Below are 20034 nucleotides of genomic sequence, written 5' to 3'. Positions count from 1 at the left end.
TCGCCTCCGGGGCAACAGGACATGAAGAATTGCCGTCGTTCAGCCCTCCTGTTCAGCTTCCCGGAGGGGGCCGGGAAGCTGACAGAAGGTTATTTTCCGCCGCCCAGAGAATGGACATAAATGGCCAGTTTCTTGATGGCGACATCGTCGAGAATTTTACCCCATGCGGGCATGACCCCGGCCCGGCTGTTCGTAATGGTCGCCGTCAGGGTTTCAGTGTCACCGCCATAGAGCCAGATATTGTTGTTCAGTGCCGGCGCCCCAAATTCGGTCAGACCCTGACCCTGTTCCCCGTGACAGGCAGCACAGTTATCCGTGAACAGGGCCTGTCCCTGCGTGGCAGAAGCGGTCATCTCGCCATTGCCGGAGATATGCCGGACATAGTCGACAATCTGGGCAATCTGCGGGCGCTCCAGAATACCGTCCCTGCCGAAAGCCGGCATGGCGGAATCTCGGGCTTCGTCGGACTGGTTGTTACGCACGCCGTTGCTGACGGTGTGATAGATCTCGTCAATCGAGCCACCCCACAGCCATTCGTCATCATTCAGGTTGGGATATCCCGCAGCACCCTGTGCACCGCCGCCGTGACACTGCGAGCAGTTCACATTGTACAGCGCCCGGCCACCGGAGAGGGCGAAATTCAGCAATTCGGGGTCGGTCCGGATGGTTTCAAGATCACTGGACCGGATCCGGTCCGAATAGACAGCCTGTGCCGCCCGGGCATCGACAATCTCCTGTGAGACTTCAGCCCGCGAGGAATAGCCGATAAACCCCCGGGTGTAGTCGTCGATCAGCGGCCAGGCGGGATAGACAAACCAGTAACCAACCGACCAGACGATGGTGGCATAGAAGATCCACCGCCACCAGTTGGGCATCGGGTTATCCAGCTCCCGGATGCCGTCCCATTCATGGCCGGTTGTCTCAACACCGCTAATCTCATCGACATATCTTTTATCGGCCATGGTCTCAGTCCTCTTTCAACGGTATCCGGGCGGCGTCCTTGAACTTGGCCCGGGAGCGGGGGTTGAGGGCATAGATCAGCACCGCAATGAACATTGCGAAGAGGTAGACCAGGCCCCAGGTTTTGGCGAAACCCGCCACTGCTTCATATTCCATTTTCTGCTCCCTAGCGTTCGTTTGCTTTGGCGTCATAGGTCGAGAAATCGACCATCGTGCCCAGCACCTGCAGATAGGCAATCAGCGCATCCATCTCGGTAGGCGCACCGCCCACACCGTCAAAATTGCGGATATTGACGCCGGGATAGCGTTCTTCCAGTCCGTCCGTGCCATCGGCATCCGGATCAGCCTGCGCCTGCAAATCGGACAGCGCCGCAGCCACCATATCATCGCTGTAGGGCACGCCGACCCCCCGGTTGGCGAGCAGGTGATCGCCAATATCGGCCGTTTTCAGCGGCGACGTGCTGAGGAACGGATAGCCGGGCATGATCGATTCCGGCACCAGCGCCCGCGGATCAACCAGATGGTCACGATGCCAGTCATCGGAATATTTGCCGCCAACGCGGGCCAGATCCGGGCCGGTCCGCTTTGACCCCCACTGGAACGGGTGATCGTACATGCTTTCCGCAGCCAGACTGTAATGGCCGTAGCGTTCGACCTCATCCCGCAGCGGGCGGACCATCTGGCTGTGGCAGTTGTAGCAGCCTTCGCGGACATAGATATTCCGCCCCGCAAGCTCCAGCGGTGTATAGGGGCGGACACCATCGACTTCTTCAATGGTGCTTTCGAGATAGAACAGCGGAGAGATTTCAATAATCCCGCCGATAGAGACCACGATCAGTGTGCAGACCACCATAAGGATCGAGTTTCTTTCAATTTTGCCGTGATCGAACATTTTCAGATCCTCCTCAGGCTGTCGCAGCGGCTGGTGCGGTGAGATACGGCTTTTCCGTCCGGACATCGCCGCAGGCGGTGCGCCAGACATTCCAGGCCATCACGATGCCACCAGCGACGTAAAGCAGGCCGCCCAGAGCACGAATGACATAGAACGGGAACATCGCATCGACTGTCTCGGCGAAGGAATATTCCAGGAAGCCAAGGGCATCATAGGCACGCCACATCAGGCCCTGCATGATGCCGGAAACCCACATCGACGAGGCGTAGAGAACGATCCCGAGCGTCGCGAGCCAGAAATGCATGCTGACGAGCCGCAGCGAATAAAGCTCACGGCGGCCCCACATGCGCGGGGCAAGGAAATAGATCGCCCCGAAACTGACCATGCCGACCCAGCCCAGCGCGCCGGAATGAACATGACCGATCGTCCAGTCCGTATAATGGCTGAGGCTGTTGACCGCCTTGATGGACATCAGGGGACCTTCAAAGGTGCTCATACCGTAGAAGGCAACGGAGATCGCCATCATCCGGAGAACCGGGTCCGTCCGCAACTTGTCCCATGCCCCCGACAGGGTCATCAGGCCGTTGATCATGCCCCCCCAGGACGGCATCCAGAGCATAATCGAGAAGGTCATGCCGAGTGTCTGCGCCCAGTCCGGCAGAGCCGTGTAATGCAGATGGTGCGGGCCGGCCCAGATATAGAGAAAGACCAGGCTCCAGAAATGCACGATCGACAGACGATAGCTGTAGACCGGGCGGTCCGCCTGCTTTGGCACATAGTAATACATGATGCCAAGGAATCCGGCGGTGAGGAAGAAGCCGACCGCATTATGGCCATACCACCACTGGGTCAGGGCATCCTGCACCCCGGCAAACAGGCTGTAGCTCTTGGCGCCGGTGAAACTGACCGGCAGGCTCAGATTGTTCACCAGATGCAGCATGGCGACGGTCACGATGAAGGCCAGATAGAACCAGTTTGCCACATAGATATGCGGCTCCCGGCGTTTCCACAGCGTTCCCATGAAAACCAGCAGATAGGTCACCCAGACGATGGTCAGCCAGATATCGACATACCATTCCGGTTCAGCATATTCCCGGCTCTGGGTGGCGCCGAACACATAGCCGGTTGCCGCCATGACGATGAACAGCTGGTAGCCCCAGAACACGAACCACGGGGCAAAGCCACCGGCCAGTCGTGCCCGGCAGGTGCGCTGGACCACATGGAAAGAGGTCATGATCAGAACATTGCCGCCGAAAGCGAAGATCACTGCGGAAGTATGCAGCGGACGCAGCCGGCCGAAGGTGGTCCAGGGAAGATCAAGATTGAGCAGGGGGAAAGCCAGTTGCAGGGCGATGAAAACACCGGCCAGAAATCCGACAACACCCCAGAAGGTCGAAGCAATGACCCCCGCCCGGATAACCTCGTCATTATAGTCCATATCCCCGGCTGACGGATCCAGGGTGCGACCGGTATTCCCGTTGCGCCGGATCAGCCAGACCACCCCGGCAATACAGAATGCGGTCAGCAGCAGGCCGTGACCATACATGACATTGTCTTGCGCTCTTGCGGCAAAAAACAACCCCAGTAGCCCGGTCAGACCGAGCGGCGCCATGATTATCAGGTTCATTCTTCCCTCTTCCGTCCTTCTGATTCATCGACAGATTGCGTCGATCATGACGGTGTTCTACAGACCCGGGAAAGGGCCCGCCTTGATCAGGATCAATTTGAGGAGATTTTCTCAGACAGGCTGACAGACCACCTACGCACAATCCCTGATAGGAGTGAAGGCCCTGCCATGCGATACTTCTTTCCTGATTGGCCGACTTCAATTCTGCAATGACAGGCCTGAAACATGGGTAAGGAAATTCGATCGACGCTGCTGGGGCTTCTTCTGGTGATGACCTCGCCCGGGGTGACGACTGCCAGTTCCCTTCAGGATCCTGAATACCTTTCCCTTGAAGAACTCCACAATCAGGACTCCGGGGAAAAATTAAGATCAGAAGCTTTCTCGCGAACTGTTGCCGCCGCCCCTGTAGCTGTGGAGGGCGCAGAGCCTGTTTCAATTTCGGTGATCTATCCCGGCGATCAGATTTCCGACTACTGGCGCCGTAGTGTGGTGTCAATGGTCCGCCGGCTGAGTGACAGTGGCATACCCTACACCCTGACCAACCGCTTCACCCGTCCCGGGCTGGAGATCGGCAAACAGGCCGAGTTTCTGGCCAGGGAGCTGGAAACCAACCCTGATTATCTGATTTTCACACTCGATATCGGAGAACATGCCAACTTTATCGAACAGGCCATCTCGCGGGGGACGTCGCGTATTATCCTGCAGAATATCACGACACCCATAGCCCGCTGGAGGGGGCGCCAGCCCTTTCTCTATGTCGGCTTCGATCATCAGACCGGCACCCGGATGCTGGCAGAAAAATATATCGAAATGACCGGCGGCATCGGCCGTTATGCAATTCTGTACGGCACCCGGGGATATGTCAGCAAGATGCGTGGCGACAGCTTCCGTGTAGAGATGGACCAGCATCCGGGCCTGCATCTGGTCGATGCCTTCTATGTCGGATTTGACCGCCAGAAAGCCCGGCTGGCGACGGAAGAGCTGCTGGAGAGGCATCCCGATATCCGCTTTATCTATTGCGTTGCGACTGACATCGCTTTTGGCGCGCTGGACGCAATCCGCGAGGCCGGACGCCTCAATGACATCATCATCAACGGGTGGGGCGGCGGATCCCATGAATTAAGCGCATTGCGGGCAGGAGAGCTTGATTTAACCGTAATGCGGATGAACGATGACAATGGTGTCGCAATGGCAGATGCCATCCGGCTGGATCAGTCCGGCCGCCGAGATGAGGTCCCCTTGGTGTATTCCGGTGAATTCCATCTGTTGACCAAATACACATCAGACCAGCTGATTTCCGCCCTGGAACAGCGTGCCTTCCGCTATTCTGACTGAATTTTCTGATGAAAGCCCAAGTCAGCCCACGGTTTGAGGTAAGTTTTACGACGGTTGTCCTGCTGATCTCCGTGGGCGCGCTGATCACGGTGTCCTCAATTCTGATGTATCTCTCGCAGAGCGTCAGTCACGACGCGATCCGGCGTGAGACGCTTCGGCTGCTTGAAGTGCAAAGTCAGAGCGGGCGGCTTTTTCTCGACACCGAGCTTGCCTTCGCCGGCCTGCAGGTCCGTCAGCTTTCCGCTGATCCCCGTGTCCTTGAGACTGTGCTGAATGATGATCCCCGGAGTTTCAGGAATATCGCCGGGCTTCCGGAATTCGGCCTGCTGAACGGCAAGATCGATCTGTTTATGATCACAACCCTTCAGAAGGAATTCTGGGCAACGGCACGGTCGCCGTTTTCGACTTCGGATGACTTGCTGGAAAGTGCCCTGGAACAGACATGGGAAGAAGGCAAATGGCGTCTTGCTGCCGGTAAGATGCCGGGCAGCGACGGGGTGCCCAGAATAGCCGCTTTCATTACCCTGCCTCTCGTGGACCGGCAGCTTGGTCATGTCACCGGCCTGCTACACGGGTCATTTCCGCTTTCTCACAACTTCAAGCTTGCGACCGGCTTGCGGGATGCCATGCAGGCTGATGGTGTCATCCTGTCACAGGGAAACAACGTTCTGGTTTCAACCTACGCAGATCGTGAGAAGTCCAGGTCTCTCGTTGATTCGTTCAGGCTCCGTTAGCAACGTGAAATCGGTGCCTATGTTGCCTACAGCTGGGAGCTTGAACAGTTCAGGCATAATTCGCAGAACGTTGTCGTGACGGTCGCCCTGAAGAATGATCAGGTTCTGGCCTATCAGCAGACCTTCCGGAACAATCTCTGGTTGATGGCTATTCTGGTCCTCTGTGCCGCTGCAATTATTGCCGTCGTTTCAACACGTGTGACAATTCCACCGGTCCGGGGGCTTCTTGGCTTTGGCAACCGGATCATGAGCAATGATCCGGAAGCCTACTATCAGAAGGGCATCATCCGGGAGTTCAATCAGGTGGCGGACGCCCTGAAAGCGACGCTGTTCCGGGTCCGCGAAAGCGAGCAGCGGCTTGTTGATATCGTAGAAGCCAGTTCTGACTGGATCTGGGAAATGGATGCGGATCTGCGGCTGATCTCGCTGTCTCACAGGGCCGGCATATCCGGTAAGAATGAAATCAGCCCGTTCATCGGTCTGACCCGACGCGAGATTGCTGTCGAGCTGGGTGAATATGATGAGGATTTTGAGAATAGCCGGCTGCTCAAACTGATCGAAATGCTGGAGGCCCATGAACCGGTTCGGAATTACGGGTTCAGCGGCAAGTCGCTTCAGGGCACAATTGTTCAGAAGCAGATAACAGCCGTGCCGGTTTTCAGCGAAACAGGTGACTTTGCCGGATATCGGGGTGCCACAAGCGATATAACGGCAGAAGTAGAAGCACGGACAGCGCTGCAGAGCTACAAGGATCAGCTGGAGGAGCTTGTCGCGGAACGAACCCGGCAGCTTCAGGACCAGATTATCGAACGGGAAGCAATCGAGTCGGCGCTTCTGGATTCCTATCAGATGCTTGAGCAGAGAGTGGAGGAGCGGACCAGGGAACTGAACGAAGCACGTCGGCTGGCAGAAAATGCAAGCCGGGCAAAATCCACCTTCCTGGCCAATATGAGTCACGAGCTGCGCACCCCCCTGAATGCAATCATTGGTTTCTCACAGGTCTGGCAGATGCAGCTTTTTGGCCCTGTCGGGGACAAGCGTTATGTCAGCTATGCAGATCATATCGGTGACGCGGGAAACCATTTGCTGCAACTGATCAGCAACATCCTCGACATCTCCAAGATCGAAGCCGGTGAGATCGACTTCATGGAGAGGGAGATCAGGCTCGATGAACTGGTCCTGAAATGTCACACAATGGTGAGGGTCGAAGCAGGCAAGAAAGAAATCACGCTGAGCTTCAACATTGAGACGGGACTACCGCATCTGTACGGCGATGAAACATTCGTGCGGCAGATTTTTCTCAACATCCTGAACAACGCCATCAAGTTCAGTCCGCCGCGCAGCACCGTCTGTTTTTCCGCAAGGCAACTGGCAACCGGCGGGATAGAGATTCGTATCAGTGATAACGGTACCGGAATTTCACCTGAAGATATTGAACGGGTCCTCGAACCCTTTGTTCAAGTAGCCGACAGCATGACACGTGATCACGAGGGGGCGGGGCTGGGTCTGGCACTGTGCAAGCGGCTGGTGGAGCTGCATGACGGAGAGCTGCGCATTGAAAGCGAGCTCGGGGTGGGATCAACCGTCGTTGTCACCTTCCCGCCAGAGCGAAGCCGGGCGAGAGAGGCGGCCTCCCCCGGCAGTGACTGATAACCGGGTGGACAGCAGTCACTGCGGACAGGGATCAGGCCGGGTCCGACTTTACGGCCCGGCGTTAACCGCTGGCACGGGTTCTGTCTGCATAGGTCTTTATTGCCTTCAGCGACGGAGTCACCAGGTCTGTCAGGGGTTTTGCGAAGGACGGCGGTGATCCTGTCAGGCCCAGCAGGTCTTCCGTCACCAGAATCTGACCGTCACAGGCATCCCCGGCACCAATTCCGATGGTCGGAATTTCAATTTCATCCGTCACCCGCCGCGACAGATCAGGATCAACACATTCCAGCACCACCGCAAAAGCACCGGCATCGGCCACCGCCCGTGCATCGGTCAGCACCTGTTCGCTGGCCACTTTCTTGTAGCCGGTCTGGGCAGCGTGCTGCGGCATCAGACCAATATGGGCAAGCACCGGCAGACCGCTCTGGACCAGCAGACGGATCGTATCCGCCATCTCGACACCGCCCTCCAGCTTGATCGCATCACAGGCTGTCTCACGCATCAGACGTGAGGCCATGCGGAAGGCCACTTCCGGACTTTCCTGATAGCCGAAGGGCATGTCGACCACCACGCAGGCATGGCTGCAATTCCGCGTCACGACGTCGCCATGACGTATCATCATCTCCAGATCGACCCGGATGGTGGAATGATAATCGTAAAGCACCTGTCCGAGGCTGTCGCCGACCAGCACAAAATCGCATGCCTCATCAACCATTCGGGCAATGGGCGCGGTATAGGCGGTCAGGGAAACAATGCCTTTGCCTTTCATGGCACGAATGGCGCGAACGGTCTTCCGGGACATGGATATCCTCCAGTTTGAACTACTGGGTCAGGACATTGCACCGCCAGACTGGTCCGTCAACTCCGGGCGCAGCATGGCTGCCCTGCGCGGAAGGCAGAAGAAAAACCTAAGTTGCGAACGAATATCATTTGCATATCTTGCCTGACCCTCCTATAACGCAATTGCAAATCATTCGCGACGGATTGCCTCTCCTGTGTGAATGATCTGTTTCCCGAGCCGGTACGGGATCCCAGGCACCTTCTTCCCGAGGTCAGTCAGGGTTCCGACATCCCGTACCGGCTCGTTTTATATCTCCCGCCCGGCAGCAGGACTGCCTGAAATTCAAAGCAGACGCAGCTGGTCACCTTCGCGCACCGGTGCCTTGAAGGCCGCGATGTCCGGCTGCCAGACATGCCGGTTAAAATCGAGGCGGGCCACAGCACGGTCAAAGCGCCGACCCAGAAGTTCTGCGAACAGCCCGTTGCCCCGCATACGCGCGCCAAACCGGGAATCATTCAGCCGTCCATTGCGTGACTGACGCAGCAAATTCATCACCTTGCGGGCCCGGTTCGGATAGGTTTTCTGAAGCCAGTCGAAGAAAATCTCCTTCACCTCCAGCGGCAGGCGCAGCATGATGTAACCGGCATAAATCGCGCCGACTTTTGCCGCAGCTTCAAGAATATCCTCCAGTTCGGTGTCATTCAGGCCGGGAATCATCGGAGCAGCCAGTACCCCTGACGGCACACCTGCATCCGTGAGATGCCGGATTGCCTTCAGGCGTTTTGCCGGGGTTGACGCCCGGGGTTCCATCTTGCGGGCGAGTTCCCGGTCCAGCGTCGTGATCGACAGCATGACCTTCGCCTGACCACGGGCCGCCATCGGGCCCAGAATATCCAGATCCCGCAGCACAAGATCGGATTTGGTCACGATGCTGACGGGATGATTATGATCCCGCAGAACCTCCAGAATGGCACGGGTTAATCCCGCGTCACGCTCTACCGGCTGATAGGGGTCGGTGTTGGTTCCCATGGCAATCACATCACAGCGATAGCCCGGCTTGTGCAGTTCATCAGCCAGCAGGGCCGCTGCGTTTGGCTTGTGGAATATCCGGGTCTCAAAATCCAGACCCGGCGACATATCGAGGAAGGCATGGGTCGGGCGGGCAAAACAATAAGTACAGCCATGCTCGCACCCCTTGTAGGGATTGATCGACCGGTCGAACGGCACATCCGGTGATTTGTTGCGGGAGATGATCGTGCGGCTGCTGTCTACCAACAGTTCCGTCGGCACCCGCCGCTCATCAGACGGAAGAGCATCATCACCCTCATCACTCCGCCAGGGAGCCTGATACCAGCCATCATCAACAAAGCTTCTGCGCTCCGTCGAATAGCGGCTCGCCGGACTGGTGGTCGCACCCCGTCCCCGGGCACGGGGTGCCGCAGCTTCGGAAAAATCAAAATGGCTCTGGCCAGCGGTCTGACCGGTGATGACTGACTGAATACCCATCGTTCTCTCCTCCAACAGGACAGAAACCCTAGAACAAGAAAAAGAACATAACAAGAACATTCGTTCTCATTCCAGTGAAAACACAGCATCCAGACTGGATTGTCGCCCTCTCAGGCGGCAGTAAGCAGCCGATCAGCCGGTTTGACCGGAACCGGCGACCATGGCGTTATCTGACAATGAACATCAGCCTCGACATCATCATCCCAACCCTTAATGCCGGGGCCTGGCTGGGGGCAACCTTACAGGAAATCACCCGCGACCTGGCGACCGGCGATCAGATCCGGATTGTCGATGGCGGATCTGATGACGATACCATCCTCATCGCCACGAACTTCCGGGAGGCCGGTGTTCCCCTTGATATCATGACTTGCGGGAAAGGGCGGGGACGGCAACTCGTCGCGGGCGCAGAACAGTCCACCGCCGACTGGCTGCTGTTCTGGCACGCAGACACCCTCCCCGGCGACAACTGGCGCAGTGCCATCACCTGTTTCCAGACAGAGGTGCCAGCCGGAAAGGCCGGCTATTTCAGATTTCGGCTTGATGACAACAGCCATCCCGGTGCCCGGCGGATCGAACATATGGTCGACCGGCGCTGCCGCTGGCTGGGTCTGCCCTACGGTGATCAGGGTCTGCTGATCCGGCGCGGGGATTATCAGCAGGCCGGTGGTTACCGGAACATCGCCCTGATGGAGGATGTCGATCTGGTCCGGCGGCTCGGGCGGAGCAATCTGCACCCTGTCGATGCGGACGCCATCACCAGCGCCCTCCGCTATCAGCGCGACGGATACTGGCTGCGTCCCCTGCGGAACCTTGGTTGCCTGACGATGTATTATTGCGGCGTCTCGCCTGACCGCATTGCCCGGCTTTACAGATGACCGCCCGCGTCGTCCTGTTCGCAAAACAGCCGGTTGCCGGACGGGTGAAATCCCGGCTGGCAAAGGGGCTGGGCACCGCACGGGCGACCGGGTTTTACCGGACCACAACCCGGCTCATCTGCCACAGGCTGTCCCGTGACCCGCGGTGGCAGCTTATTCTGGCCCGCACGCCGGATCACTGGCAGCCGGGGCCACCGGTCTTCCAGCCGGAGATCAGGACAACACCACAGGGATCCGGTGACATTGGCGATCGCATGGCGCGGCTGGCACGGCGGTTTTCTGACGGACCGGTCATTCTTGTCGGCTCGGACATTCCAGCCCTGCGGGCCGGCCATATAACCGCCGCCCTGCGCTGTCTGAAGCGCGCGGATGTTGTCTTCGGGCCCGCAACCGACGGCGGATTCTGGCTGGTCGGCTACAGCGCGCGGGCCGCAAGACATGCCCGCTTCACAGAGATCCCCTGGTCGACCGGAACAGTCTTGAAAGATTGTCTGGCCGGACTTGGGACAGCCCGCGTCAGCCTGTTGCCGCCTTTGTCGGATATTGATGATATCGGAGATTACCGCGCCTGGCAGGCGTCAGGACAGATGCTCTTTCAGCCGCGGCATCAGTTCGACCAGATTGCAGGGCCGGTGCCGGCTGTCGAGCTGATAGCGAAGGATATCATCCCAGCCGTCCTTGCAGGCCCCGGTGGAACCGGGCAAGGTAAACAGATAAGTCCCGTTCGCGACACCGCCGGTGGCCCGTGACTGCATGGTCGAGGTACCGATCTTGTTGTAGCTCAGCATCCGGAACAGCTCGCCAAAGCCCTGGATTTCCTTGTCATAGACCGCGTGGAAAGCTTCCGGCGTAACATCACGACCGGTCACACCCGTGCCGCCGGTCGCAATAACACAATCAATATCCGGATTCGCAATCCAGTCTTTCAGCAGTTCGGTGACGACAGCAGCGTCATCCTTGCAGATACGGCGATCCACTACCTTGTGACCGTCACCCTCGGCCCGGCTGACCAGCGTGTCGCCAGAGCGGTCATCCTCAAGCGTACGGGTATCGGAAACCGTCAGAATAGCGATATTGACCGGCAGAAATGTGAGAGAGTCATCGATGCCCGGCATGGATCAGTTTCCGGTCAGACGGTCGGCAACCTGAAGGTCATAGCCGTCCTGCGACTGATAACGCGGCCAGACACCGGCGGCCAGCTGATCAAGCGACGGCGTATCCTGACCCAGCCGGTCACGATAAATCCAGAAGTTGGTCAGCACCTTCTCGATATAGCTGCGGGTCTCCCGCGAGGGAATGCTCTCGATGAACAGCAGCGGGTCATCCTGATGATCAACTGTGCGTTTCCAGCGCGACAGGTTTCCCGGCCCGCCGTTATAGGCAGCGACCAGACTGAACAGATCGTCGCCAACCTGCTTGTGGTCCATCAGATAGGTCACATATTTCTGGCCCAGTGCCATATTGAAGGCCGGGTCGAACAGTCGTTTTTCATCATTCTTCAGCCGCCGGTCGCCGGAAATATAGACGGCAGTGGACGGCATCAGCTGCATCAGACCACTGGCACCGGCACCGCTGCGGGCATCTGGCAGAAAACGGCTTTCCTGACGCATGACGGCGAACATCAGCGCCCGGTCGACTTGAAATCCGCCCCGCGGCGTCCAGTCAGGAACCGGATAGACGGCCCCATCAACGCGCCGGCTGGTCCGCATTTCATAAAGTGTTCCGAGACGGAGAGAGATGCCCGGCATGTTCCGGCGTGACGCCAGCGCCAGCATCGCCTCGACCGCCAGCGGGGAGGCATGGGGCAAAAGCCGCTTCAGTTCCTGTTCTGCACGTCCGTCCTGACCGATCTGGGTCAGGGCCAGCGCCCGCTGCCCGGCCGGACTGGAGGTCAGAAGGTCGACATGCGCCTCCGTAAAGACCACGGAGTTCCAGTCATAATAGCTCTGGAAACCGAGCGTTCGCCGCGCCAGCGCACCATAGAAAGTCCGGGGATAGGCGCCGGCAATGCTCAGCCAGTCGTTTACCTGTCCCGGACGGCGACTGACCAGGTGCGACCGGGCTGCCCAGAAAGCACCTGCCGCCCGCAACCACGGATCCGCATATTCGGAGCCGCCAACGATTTCAAAATAGGCTCCGGCTCCATCGCGGTCACCACCCTGCCAAAGCGCCAGACCAAGCGTCCAGGCGGCCAGAGGAACCTGCTTGCCGGAGCGCATGGCCTCTTTCGCCCAGTCCTTCGCCCAGTCGGAACGACCGTGGATATAATAGGCAAAAGCCAGTTCGGCACGCAGGCTGTCATGAGCAATCGGCGGCAGAATGCGAATCGCCTCACTGCTCTCGATGACCCGTTTGGCGGCCAGTGTCTGCCCCCGGCGGAGCATGCGAATGGCCTTGTTGCGGATAATGTAAGCCTGACGGGAAACCCGCTCGTCCGGGCTTTCGCTCTCCGCAATCGCAATGCCGGTCAGCACACCGGCAGTACCACCGCCACCCAACCGGGTGACCTGCGGGCGTTTCGGTGCAGATTCGCCGGCCGGCTTGCGGCGCGTCGCCAGCTTGTAAATCTGGTCGGCCTCCGGCTGATCGGCATAAAGCGCCAGCCAGCGTTTCAGCTCACGATATTTCGACCGGTATTTTGTCGGATGCAGATAGCGTTGCGCCAGCACATAGCCCAGCAACACATCGTTCTTCAGCCCGCCAATCAGCTGGTCCGCACGGGACCAGTCGCCGTTACGCTGAACAAGAAAGATTTCCTGATAACGCGCTACATCTTCCTGAGACAGGAGATCGGGAACGGCAGCTTCACGCACCGCACCAGGTCGCACGCCCCCTGATAACGCGATTTCTACACCGGTCTGTTGCTTCTCAGCAGTCTTACGGAGGGTCGCAGAATCTGATGCAACAGCCGCCTGCAGTCCGCAGACGGAAATCGCGATTATCGCCAACCCCACGCCAGCGAACCGGCTTCTATACCCAAGCATCAAGCGGTTAATAATCGGTTTCGATTATTTTCACAAGCAGAAGATGGTTAACAACTATCCACAGGTTGTGGATACTTGAACAGCGCTTCTCAAGATATTGATTCGGGAAGGTTAACCCGCAAGTTTATCGCGAATGACCAGCAAGTCTCGCCAGGACTGACGCTTCTGTGCCGGTGACCGCAACAGAAACGCCGGATGAAAAATCGCCGTGGCCGGGATTTTCGCGTTGCCCGACGGCAGGCTGTAATCGAACCAGCGGCCCCGCAGCTTCATCACCCCGTCATTCGTCTCCAGCAGGGTCTTGGCGGCTGTCCCCCCGACAAAAACCAGTAGCTTTGGCGCCACCAGCTCGATATGCCGGTCGACAAAGGGCCTGCAGGCAGAAATCTCTGCCGCGCTGGGCTGTCGGTTGCCGGGCGGGCGCCAGGGCAGGATGTTGGTAATATAGAAGCTGGTACGGTCAAGACCGATGGAGGCCATCATAAGGTTCAGCAATTGCCCGCTTGCCCCGACAAACGGTTTGCCCTGACGATCCTCTTCCGCGCCCGGTGCCTCGCCAATCATCATGACATCCGCCTGCGGATTGCCGTCACCAAACACCAGATTGGTCGCTGTTCCTTTCAGGCTGCAACCGTCAAAAGCCGCGATCGCATCGCGCAGTTCCATCAGGTTCCCTGCCGCTGCCGCCATCTGCCGGGCTGTCGCCTCATCCGGGCTGACAGGAGCACCTCGCGCGCCAACCATCGAGGTAACCGTTGCTGACCGTTCTCCGGCAGGAGAGACCGGGGATATCGCAGCGGCAGGCGGTACGACGGCATAGCGGTCCTGCACGGCCTCTTCGATGGTTTCATCGACGCCGGCGTCGATATACCACCTGAGCAATGCTTTCGCGGTTGCCTCGTTCAACATCTGTCGCCTTCCTGCGCATTACGGAGCGTGCCTGATAATGACACGACCTTGTCCAGCCTTCACTGGATGATTAAGACTATAAGCGAATTTGTTCAATTGCCGGGGCGATATGCCCCGAAGAGGAGAGGCCATGGAACGGGAATCAATGGAACTGGATGTGGTGGTGGTCGGCGCCGGTGTTGCCGGGCTGTCTGCTGCCATCCGTCTGATGCAGATGGCTGAGGAGCAGCAGCGGGAAATCACCGTCTGCGTGGTCGAAAAAGGCGCAGAAGTCGGCGCACATATCCTGTCTGGCGCTGTGATGCAGCCGACAGCCATGAACGAGCTTTTCCCGGACTGGAAAGAACGCGGCGCGCCGCTGAACACGCCCGCCGGTGATGAGCGCTTCTATTTCATGACCGAACAGAATGCTGTTCGCCTGCCAGTACCGCCGCAGATGCAGAATCATGGCAATTACATCATCAGCCTTGGCAATGTCTGCCGCTGGCTGGCGGAACAGGCAGAAGCCATGGGCGTGGAAATCTATCCCGGCTTTGCGGCTGCCGAGGTGCTGTATCATGAAGATGGTTCGGTAAAGGGTATCGCCACCGGTGACATGGGCCTGCAAAAGGACGGCACTCCCGGCCCGAATCATGAGCCGGGTATGGAACTGCATGCCAAATGCACCCTGTTTGCAGAAGGTGCCCGCGGGTCGCTGACCAAGGGCCTCTGCGACAAATTCGATCTCCGGGCGAAATCGGAACCGCAGACCTATGGCATCGGCATCAAGGAGCTGTGGGAAATTGATCCGGCAAAGCATAAGCCCGGCTTCATCATGCATTCGACCGGCTGGCCGCTGGACAGCGAGACCTATGGCGGATCCTTCCTTTATCACCTCGAAGACAATCTGGTGTCCTATGGCTTTGTCATCGGACTGGATTACAAGAATCCCTATCTCAGCCCCTATGATGAAATGCAGCGTTTCAAGCTGCATCCGCTGGTACGCGAGACGTTTGAGGGCGGACGGCGGATTTCCTATGGTGCGCGGGCGCTGAATGAAGGCGGCTTCCAGTCCATCCCGAAGCTGACCTTCCCCGGCGGTGCACTGATCGGCTGTACAGCAGGCTTCCTGAATGTCCCGAAGATCAAGGGATCACATACCGCCATGAAATCCGGCATGGTCGCGGCCGAAGCGATTTTCGACATGCTGGCAGAAGACGGCAATGAGCCGGTGACCTATCGCGAGAAACTGGAAGACAGCTGGCTGTGGGATGAGCTGTACCGCTCCCGCAACATCCGGCCTTCCTTCCAGAAGGGTTTCTTCGCCGGCATGATTTATTCAGCCATCGACACCTACCTGCTGCGCGGCAAGGCGCCCTGGACCTTCCGGCACCACGAAGACCACAAGCAACTGCGCAAGGCCGACGAGGTGGATCGCATCGATTATCCGAAACCGGATGGCAAGATCACCTTCGACAAGCTGACATCCGTGTCGTTCTCCGGCACCAACCATGAAGAAAATCAGCCGGTCCATCTCACCCTGAAAGACGACAGTGTTCCCGTCTCACACAATCTTGCCCTCTATGACGGCCCGGAACAGCGGTTCTGTCCGGCGGGGGTTTACGAGTTTGTGCAGGATGACAGCGGCGCTGACCGCCTGCAGATCAACGCCCAGAACTGCGTCCATTGTAAAACCTGCGATATCAAGGATCCGGGCCAGAACATTCACTGGGTCACGCCGGAGGGCGGTGGCGGTCCGGCCTATCCGAACATGTGATCGTTCAGTTCCGTCCAGCGCTGGAGAACCAGCAGGGACCAGAGTTTCAGGGAATGGTCGCGATAACCATTCTGAAACTCTGACCTGAGCTGCATCACCGGTTCCGGCCGCAGGCCCAGCGCCTCAAGATTTGCCGGGGTCAGGGCTTCCTCAAGGCGGGCCCGAAGGTCACCCTTCAGCCAGACCCCCATGGGCGGGTTGAAACCCCGTTTCGGCCGGTCGACGATATCTGCCGGTAGCATCCGCTTTGCCACAGCGCGGAGCAGCGCCTTCTTGCCACCCTGCATCCGCAGAGCCGGGGACAGGGTCTGCACGGCCTCAATCAGACGGTGATCGATCAGCGGCACCCGCAATTCCAGCGCATGCCGCATGCTCATGGCATCCCCGTAGGCCAGCAGATTGCCCGGCAGGAACGTCTCCAGATCGGTCTGCTGCATCCGGTCCAGTACATCCGGCGAGGCGGCACCGCGGAAGCAGTCAGCGACCGGGCTGCCGGGCCGGTCGCCACCCAGCAGGGCCGCCCGTTCTTCCGGCGTGAAATACTCCACCCAGGCCGCATACATCTCGTCATCTGGCAGCGAGGCCGAGGTCAGGAACTCCCGGGCACGGCGCAGGCTGTGCAGACCGCTGGTACTCTCCGGAATCAGCCCGGCCAGACGACGGATTACCCCCTGCCGCAGCCACTGGGGCAGCTTGCGGTAACGCTGTGCCAGCAGGCCGCCGTCATAACGCGGATAACCGGCAAAAACCTCGTCCCCGCCATCGCCAATCAGGGCCACCGTGACATGTTCACGGGCCTTGCGGGACAGATCGTCGATCAATAACGCCGTCGGGTTGCCGAACGGCTCGCCAAAAGCCCGGATCATCGGGTCGAGCTGGTCGGTCAGCGAGGATCCTGCCGACAGTTCCGTATGCCGGCTGCCGATATGAGCGGCAACAGCCGCGGCCGCCTCCCGTTCGTCATAGGCTTTCTCGGCAAAGGTCATGGTGAAGGTGCGGATCGGTCCCGCCCCCTGTCTCTCTGCTTCTGCCGCCATGAAGGCGGCGATGGCGGAACTGTCGACGCCACCGGACAAAAAGCAGCCGACATCCACATCGGCGACCATGCGGTCGACGACGGCCTGTCGTACCAGCGGCAGCACCTCCTCCACCGCTTCATCCATCGAGGGCTGGCGACCGCCTGTGAAGGCCGGGCGCCAGAACGGGCGGATCGTTATTTCCCCGCCCTGCCATTCCAGCAGACTGCCTGGCGGTAATTTCCGGATGCCCCGGAAAAATGTCATCGGCGACGGCACATAAAGGCAGGCCAGATAGGCAGACAGCGCCTCCGGATCACGGGCCAGGTCAATTCCCGGCTGGGCACGCAGGGCGGCAATTTCCGACGCAAAGGCAATCCCGTCACCGGGCAGCCGGGCATAGAGCAGCGGCTTGATGCCAAGCCGGTCACGGGCCAGCAGCAGCCGGGCCTCCTCACGGTCCCAGAAGGCGAAGACAAACATGCCGACCAGCCGCTCGACAGCCTTCGCGCCCTCGCGCATCAGCAGGCGCAGCAGAACCTCAGTGTCGCTCTCGCTGCTGAAATGCTCGCCAGCCGCTTCCAGATCCTGCCGGAGCTGGCGATAATTGTAGATCTCGCCATTGAATGTCAGCGCATAGCGGCCACAGGGAGACCGCATGGGCTGCGCCCCGCCTTCGCTCAGATCAATGATGGCAAGCCGGGTATGGGCAAAACCGATCCGGCCTTCCGGCTCTGCCCAGACGCCGCTTGCATCCGGGCCACGATGGCCAAGACCATCGGCAAACCGGCGCAGCAAGGCGTCATCAGGCGTGGTCGTCCCGGCTATTCCGCACATCCGTCAGGCTCGCTGGTCATGGTCTGGCATTCTCATCGGCGGAGAGTATCCGCCCCGCCCCAAGCCGCAAGTCACAAGCCACCGAACATCGTGACAACGCTCCCCGCTTGATATCGGCCGTAATCTGCTTAGCTTGGTGAAATGGACGAACTCGACATCGACATACCGAAACGCAGGCGCCTGCCGGGATCGGTAAAAAAGGTTTCCCTCGGCGGACTGGTTATTCTGGTTCTGCTGGCGGCTCTTTATTATCCGATTGGCATGATGCTGAGCCATTCGATCAATGACGACCCGGACTTCGGTCTGGTCGCTGGTCCGGACGGTGCGCTGGCACCCCCGCAGACCGCTGGCAGCGAGGCCGTTCGCCTGACCATCGAGATGCTGCGTCGTGAAGTGGACATCAATCCCTGGACACCGAACGACCCGTTCTTTTTTCCGACAGCCGCTCTCGACAACATGCCCAACTATCAGCAGGGCATTCTTTACGCCATCTCACGCTTCGCCATCGAAATGGCTGACCAGATCGGCCGGTCCCGCGGTTCCAGTCAGGTTGATCCCAATCTCGACAAGGCCTCGGGCCTGCTGAAATATGCCGGTGATGTCTGGGTCTGGGATCCCGCAGTTTCCCTGGCACCAACCGCCACCAGTGAGGCACAGTACCGTGCCGGCCGACGCGAACTCGAAGCCTATAACGACCGGCTGGCCCGCGGCGAAGCTGCGTTTGAACGACGCTCCGACAATCTGCTGGCGACGCTGGAACGATTCACTTCGGATCTCGGCTCAACCTCTGCCGTGATTGACGAGCAGATCCGCAATCATGCCGGCGATGTCTTCGATTTCCGGGCCGATGATGTTTTCTATCAGACCAAGGGGCGGCTTTACGGCTATTACCTGCTGCTGCGCGGGCTGAAACATGACTATGCCAGTGTCATTATGGAACGTCAGATTGACGCGGCCTGGGACAACATGCTGGCCTCTCTGGCCGCCGCCGTGGCGCTGGAGCCGCTGGTTATCACCAATGGCGCCCCGGATTCCATGATCCGCCCGAGCCATCTTACCTCTCAGGGCTTTTATCTGCTGCGTGCCCGCACGCAAATGAAAGAGATCGGAAACATCCTGCTGAAATAGTCCGGCGCCCCTCCGGGACACACGGCAGAATTTCTGCAGAGAAGGTCCGGAACCGCCGCCTGATAAAAATTTCCCGCAGGGTCTGGACCTTCATCATTCCGGGAGTAGCATCCCGCGATGCAGATCTACCTCCCGATTGCGGAAATTTCCGTTAACATTTTTCTGTTGCTTGGTCTCGGTGGCGGCATTGGCGTGCTGTCCGGATTATTTGGCGTGGGCGGCGGGTTTCTGCTGACGCCACTGCTCATCGTTATCGGAATCCCTCCTTCCGTCGCCGTCGCAACCGGCGCCAATCAGATTGTTGCTTCCTCCGTTGCCGGGGTGCTCTCGCACTGGCGGCGCGGCAATGTCGATGTAAAGATGGGCATCCTGCTGTTGCTTGGCGGCCTGGCCGGCTCCTCCATCGGTGTTGGCCTGTTCAGCCTGCTGCGGCGGCTCGGGCAAATCGATCTGTTTGTTGCTCTTGCCTATGTGCTGCTGCTTGGCGCCATTGGCGGTCTGATGTTTGTCGAGGGATGGCAGAGCCTGAACCGCTCGAAACGGGCCGCGGCTCCCCGCCGCAAGATGCATCAGCATACCTGGATGCACGGGCTGCCCCTGAAGATGCGGTTTCGCAAGTCGCGGCTCTATATCAGCGCCCTGCTCCCCCTGCTCATCGGTTTTGTGGTCGGTGTCCTGTCTGCCATGATGGGGGTTGGCGGCGGCTTTGTTGTGGTGCCCGCGATGATCTATCTGCTGGGTATGCCGACACTGGTGGTGGTTGGCACTTCACTGTTTCAGATCATCTTCGTCACCGCCAATGCCACGATCCTGCAATCCTCCGTCAATCACAGCGTCGACATCGTCCTCGCCCTGTTGCTGATCGTCGGCGGGGTGATCGGGGCCCCCATCGGGGCCCGCCTCGGAAGCCGCCTTCCCGCAGAAAAAATCCGCATTCTGCTGGCGCTGATGGTGCTGGGAGTCTGTGTCTGGATTCTGATCGGGCTATTCATACCGCCGGGAGATGTTTACGCGGTTCAGCTCACCCGGTCCGGATAATCC

General features: G+C 59.0%; 18 protein-coding genes. 8 read left to right on the top strand and 10 right to left on the bottom strand.

All coding sequences use genetic code 11. From position 1 onward, the window contains the following. Nucleotides 1-89: 89 nt before the first annotated feature. The 4 genes from ccoP to ccoN are packed head-to-tail and all read right to left on the bottom strand — an operon-like array spanning nucleotide 90 to nucleotide 3479. Complete coding sequence (ccoP, locus tag GH722_07085; protein ID MRG71524.1) at nucleotides 90-962, bottom strand: cytochrome-c oxidase, cbb3-type subunit III; 873 nt, start codon at nucleotides 960-962, stop codon at nucleotides 90-92. Between the two features lie 4 nt (nucleotides 963-966). After that, the gene (locus GH722_07080; protein MRG71523.1) at nucleotides 967-1116 is read right to left on the bottom strand and encodes a CcoQ/FixQ family Cbb3-type cytochrome c oxidase assembly chaperone; all 150 of its coding nucleotides are present in this window, start codon (nucleotides 1114-1116) and stop codon (nucleotides 967-969) included. A gap of 10 nt (nucleotides 1117-1126) precedes the next feature. After that, complete coding sequence (gene ccoO / locus GH722_07075; GenBank protein MRG71522.1) at nucleotides 1127-1852, bottom strand: cytochrome-c oxidase, cbb3-type subunit II; 726 nt, start codon at nucleotides 1850-1852, stop codon at nucleotides 1127-1129. A 13-nt stretch (nucleotides 1853-1865) separates the two neighbouring features. After that, nucleotides 1866-3479, bottom strand: a complete 1614-nt coding sequence (gene ccoN / locus GH722_07070; protein MRG71521.1) for a cytochrome-c oxidase, cbb3-type subunit I — start codon at nucleotides 3477-3479, stop codon at nucleotides 1866-1868. Between the two features lie 225 nt (nucleotides 3480-3704). On the opposite strand from ccoN, the gene GH722_07065 reads away from it, so the two are divergent. From GH722_07065 to GH722_07055, 3 genes are all read left to right on the top strand, one after another. Next, nucleotides 3705-4814 (top strand): substrate-binding domain-containing protein, encoded by a 1110-nt coding sequence (locus tag GH722_07065; GenBank protein MRG71520.1) that lies wholly within the window; start codon nucleotides 3705-3707, stop codon nucleotides 4812-4814. Nucleotides 4815-4822: 8 nt separating this feature from the next. Further along, nucleotides 4823-5548 carry a hypothetical protein gene (locus GH722_07060; GenBank protein ID MRG71519.1) on the top strand — a complete coding sequence of 242 codons (726 nt, stop codon included), beginning with the start codon at nucleotides 4823-4825 and terminating at the stop codon, nucleotides 5546-5548. Nucleotides 5549-5623: 75 nt separating this feature from the next. After that, the gene (locus GH722_07055) at nucleotides 5624-7198 is read left to right on the top strand and encodes a hypothetical protein (protein ID MRG71518.1); all 1575 of its coding nucleotides are present in this window, start codon (nucleotides 5624-5626) and stop codon (nucleotides 7196-7198) included. Between the two features lie 64 nt (nucleotides 7199-7262). Here GH722_07055 and panB read toward each other — a convergent pair whose 3' ends face one another. Both panB and GH722_07045 read right to left on the bottom strand, forming a co-directional pair. Next, complete coding sequence (panB, locus tag GH722_07050) at nucleotides 7263-8003, bottom strand: 3-methyl-2-oxobutanoate hydroxymethyltransferase (protein ID MRG71517.1); 741 nt, start codon at nucleotides 8001-8003, stop codon at nucleotides 7263-7265. A 321-nt stretch (nucleotides 8004-8324) separates the two neighbouring features. Then, nucleotides 8325-9488 carry a PA0069 family radical SAM protein gene (locus GH722_07045; protein MRG71516.1) on the bottom strand — a complete coding sequence of 388 codons (1164 nt, stop codon included), beginning with the start codon at nucleotides 9486-9488 and terminating at the stop codon, nucleotides 8325-8327. Nucleotides 9489-9670: 182 nt separating this feature from the next. Between GH722_07045 and GH722_07040 the strand changes: the two genes are divergently transcribed. Together GH722_07040 and GH722_07035 are read left to right on the top strand one after the other, a co-directional pair. After that, a complete protein-coding gene (locus tag GH722_07040; GenBank protein MRG71515.1) occupies nucleotides 9671-10363 on the top strand; it encodes a glycosyltransferase in 693 nt (230 codons plus the stop codon). After that, on the top strand, nucleotides 10360-11112 hold the full coding sequence (locus GH722_07035) for a DUF2064 domain-containing protein (protein ID MRG71514.1): 753 nt from the start codon (nucleotides 10360-10362) through the stop codon (nucleotides 11110-11112). Before GH722_07040 ends, GH722_07035 begins: the two co-directional genes overlap by 4 nt. On the opposite strand, the gene moaB is transcribed toward GH722_07035, so the two are convergent. From moaB to GH722_07020, 3 genes are all read right to left on the bottom strand, one after another. Then, a complete protein-coding gene (moaB, locus tag GH722_07030; GenBank protein ID MRG71513.1) occupies nucleotides 10942-11478 on the bottom strand; it encodes a molybdenum cofactor biosynthesis protein B in 537 nt (178 codons plus the stop codon). The genes GH722_07035 and moaB overlap by 171 nt on opposite strands. 3 nt (nucleotides 11479-11481) lie before the next feature. Next, nucleotides 11482-13347: a transglycosylase SLT domain-containing protein gene (locus GH722_07025; GenBank protein ID MRG71512.1), complete on the bottom strand. Its 1866-nt coding sequence runs from the start codon at nucleotides 13345-13347 to the stop codon at nucleotides 11482-11484. Between the two features lie 111 nt (nucleotides 13348-13458). Continuing rightward, on the bottom strand, nucleotides 13459-14256 hold the full coding sequence (locus tag GH722_07020; protein ID MRG71511.1) for a uracil-DNA glycosylase: 798 nt from the start codon (nucleotides 14254-14256) through the stop codon (nucleotides 13459-13461). Nucleotides 14257-14386: 130 nt separating this feature from the next. Here GH722_07020 and GH722_07015 point away from each other — a divergent pair, with 130 nt between their 5' ends. Then, a complete protein-coding gene (locus GH722_07015; protein ID MRG71510.1) occupies nucleotides 14387-16012 on the top strand; it encodes an FAD-dependent oxidoreductase in 1626 nt (541 codons plus the stop codon). Here GH722_07015 and asnB read toward each other — a convergent pair. Beyond that, nucleotides 15997-17865: an asparagine synthase (glutamine-hydrolyzing) gene (gene asnB / locus GH722_07010; protein MRG71509.1), complete on the bottom strand. Its 1869-nt coding sequence runs from the start codon at nucleotides 17863-17865 to the stop codon at nucleotides 15997-15999. The genes GH722_07015 and asnB overlap by 16 nt on opposite strands. Before the next feature lie 141 nt (nucleotides 17866-18006). Between asnB and GH722_07005 the strand changes: the two genes are divergently transcribed. Together GH722_07005 and GH722_07000 are read left to right on the top strand one after the other, a co-directional pair. Next, a complete protein-coding gene (locus GH722_07005; protein MRG71508.1) occupies nucleotides 18007-18993 on the top strand; it encodes a DUF2333 family protein in 987 nt (328 codons plus the stop codon). Between the two features lie 117 nt (nucleotides 18994-19110). Next, the gene (locus GH722_07000) at nucleotides 19111-20031 is read left to right on the top strand and encodes a TSUP family transporter (protein MRG71507.1); all 921 of its coding nucleotides are present in this window, start codon (nucleotides 19111-19113) and stop codon (nucleotides 20029-20031) included. Nucleotides 20032-20034 lie beyond the last annotated feature (3 nt).

The organism is Alphaproteobacteria bacterium HT1-32 (assembly GCA_009649675.1).
GTDB lineage: Bacteria > Pseudomonadota > Alphaproteobacteria > Rhodospirillales > HT1-32 > HT1-32.
Note: the sequence above shows the minus strand (reverse complement) of the source record. Positions and strands in the feature narration are given on the sequence as shown.

Excerpts from the sequence above, each read along its gene's own strand:
- ccoP (MRG71524.1), bottom strand. The coding sequence starts at position 962 with ATGGCCGATAAAAGATATGTCGATGAGATTAGCGGTGTTGAGACAACC.
- GH722_07080 (MRG71523.1), bottom strand. The coding sequence starts at position 1,116 with ATGGAATATGAAGCAGTGGCGGGTTTCGCCAAAACCTGGGGCCTGGTC.
- ccoO (MRG71522.1), bottom strand. The coding sequence starts at position 1,852 with ATGTTCGATCACGGCAAAATTGAAAGAAACTCGATCCTTATGGTGGTC.
- ccoN (MRG71521.1), bottom strand. The coding sequence starts at position 3,479 with ATGAACCTGATAATCATGGCGCCGCTCGGTCTGACCGGGCTACTGGGG.
- GH722_07065 (MRG71520.1), top strand. The coding sequence starts at position 3,705 with ATGGGTAAGGAAATTCGATCGACGCTGCTGGGGCTTCTTCTGGTGATG.
- GH722_07060 (MRG71519.1), top strand. The coding sequence starts at position 4,823 with ATGAAAGCCCAAGTCAGCCCACGGTTTGAGGTAAGTTTTACGACGGTT.
- panB (MRG71517.1), bottom strand. The coding sequence starts at position 8,003 with ATGTCCCGGAAGACCGTTCGCGCCATTCGTGCCATGAAAGGCAAAGGC.
- GH722_07045 (MRG71516.1), bottom strand. The coding sequence starts at position 9,488 with ATGGGTATTCAGTCAGTCATCACCGGTCAGACCGCTGGCCAGAGCCAT.
- GH722_07035 (MRG71514.1), top strand. The coding sequence starts at position 10,360 with ATGACCGCCCGCGTCGTCCTGTTCGCAAAACAGCCGGTTGCCGGACGG.
- moaB (MRG71513.1), bottom strand. The coding sequence starts at position 11,478 with ATGCCGGGCATCGATGACTCTCTCACATTTCTGCCGGTCAATATCGCT.
- GH722_07025 (MRG71512.1), bottom strand. The coding sequence starts at position 13,347 with ATGCTTGGGTATAGAAGCCGGTTCGCTGGCGTGGGGTTGGCGATAATC.
- GH722_07020 (MRG71511.1), bottom strand. The coding sequence starts at position 14,256 with ATGTTGAACGAGGCAACCGCGAAAGCATTGCTCAGGTGGTATATCGAC.
- GH722_07015 (MRG71510.1), top strand. The coding sequence starts at position 14,387 with ATGGAACGGGAATCAATGGAACTGGATGTGGTGGTGGTCGGCGCCGGT.
- asnB (MRG71509.1), bottom strand. The coding sequence starts at position 17,865 with ATGTGCGGAATAGCCGGGACGACCACGCCTGATGACGCCTTGCTGCGC.
- GH722_07005 (MRG71508.1), top strand. The coding sequence starts at position 18,007 with ATGGACGAACTCGACATCGACATACCGAAACGCAGGCGCCTGCCGGGA.
- GH722_07000 (MRG71507.1), top strand. The coding sequence starts at position 19,111 with ATGCAGATCTACCTCCCGATTGCGGAAATTTCCGTTAACATTTTTCTG.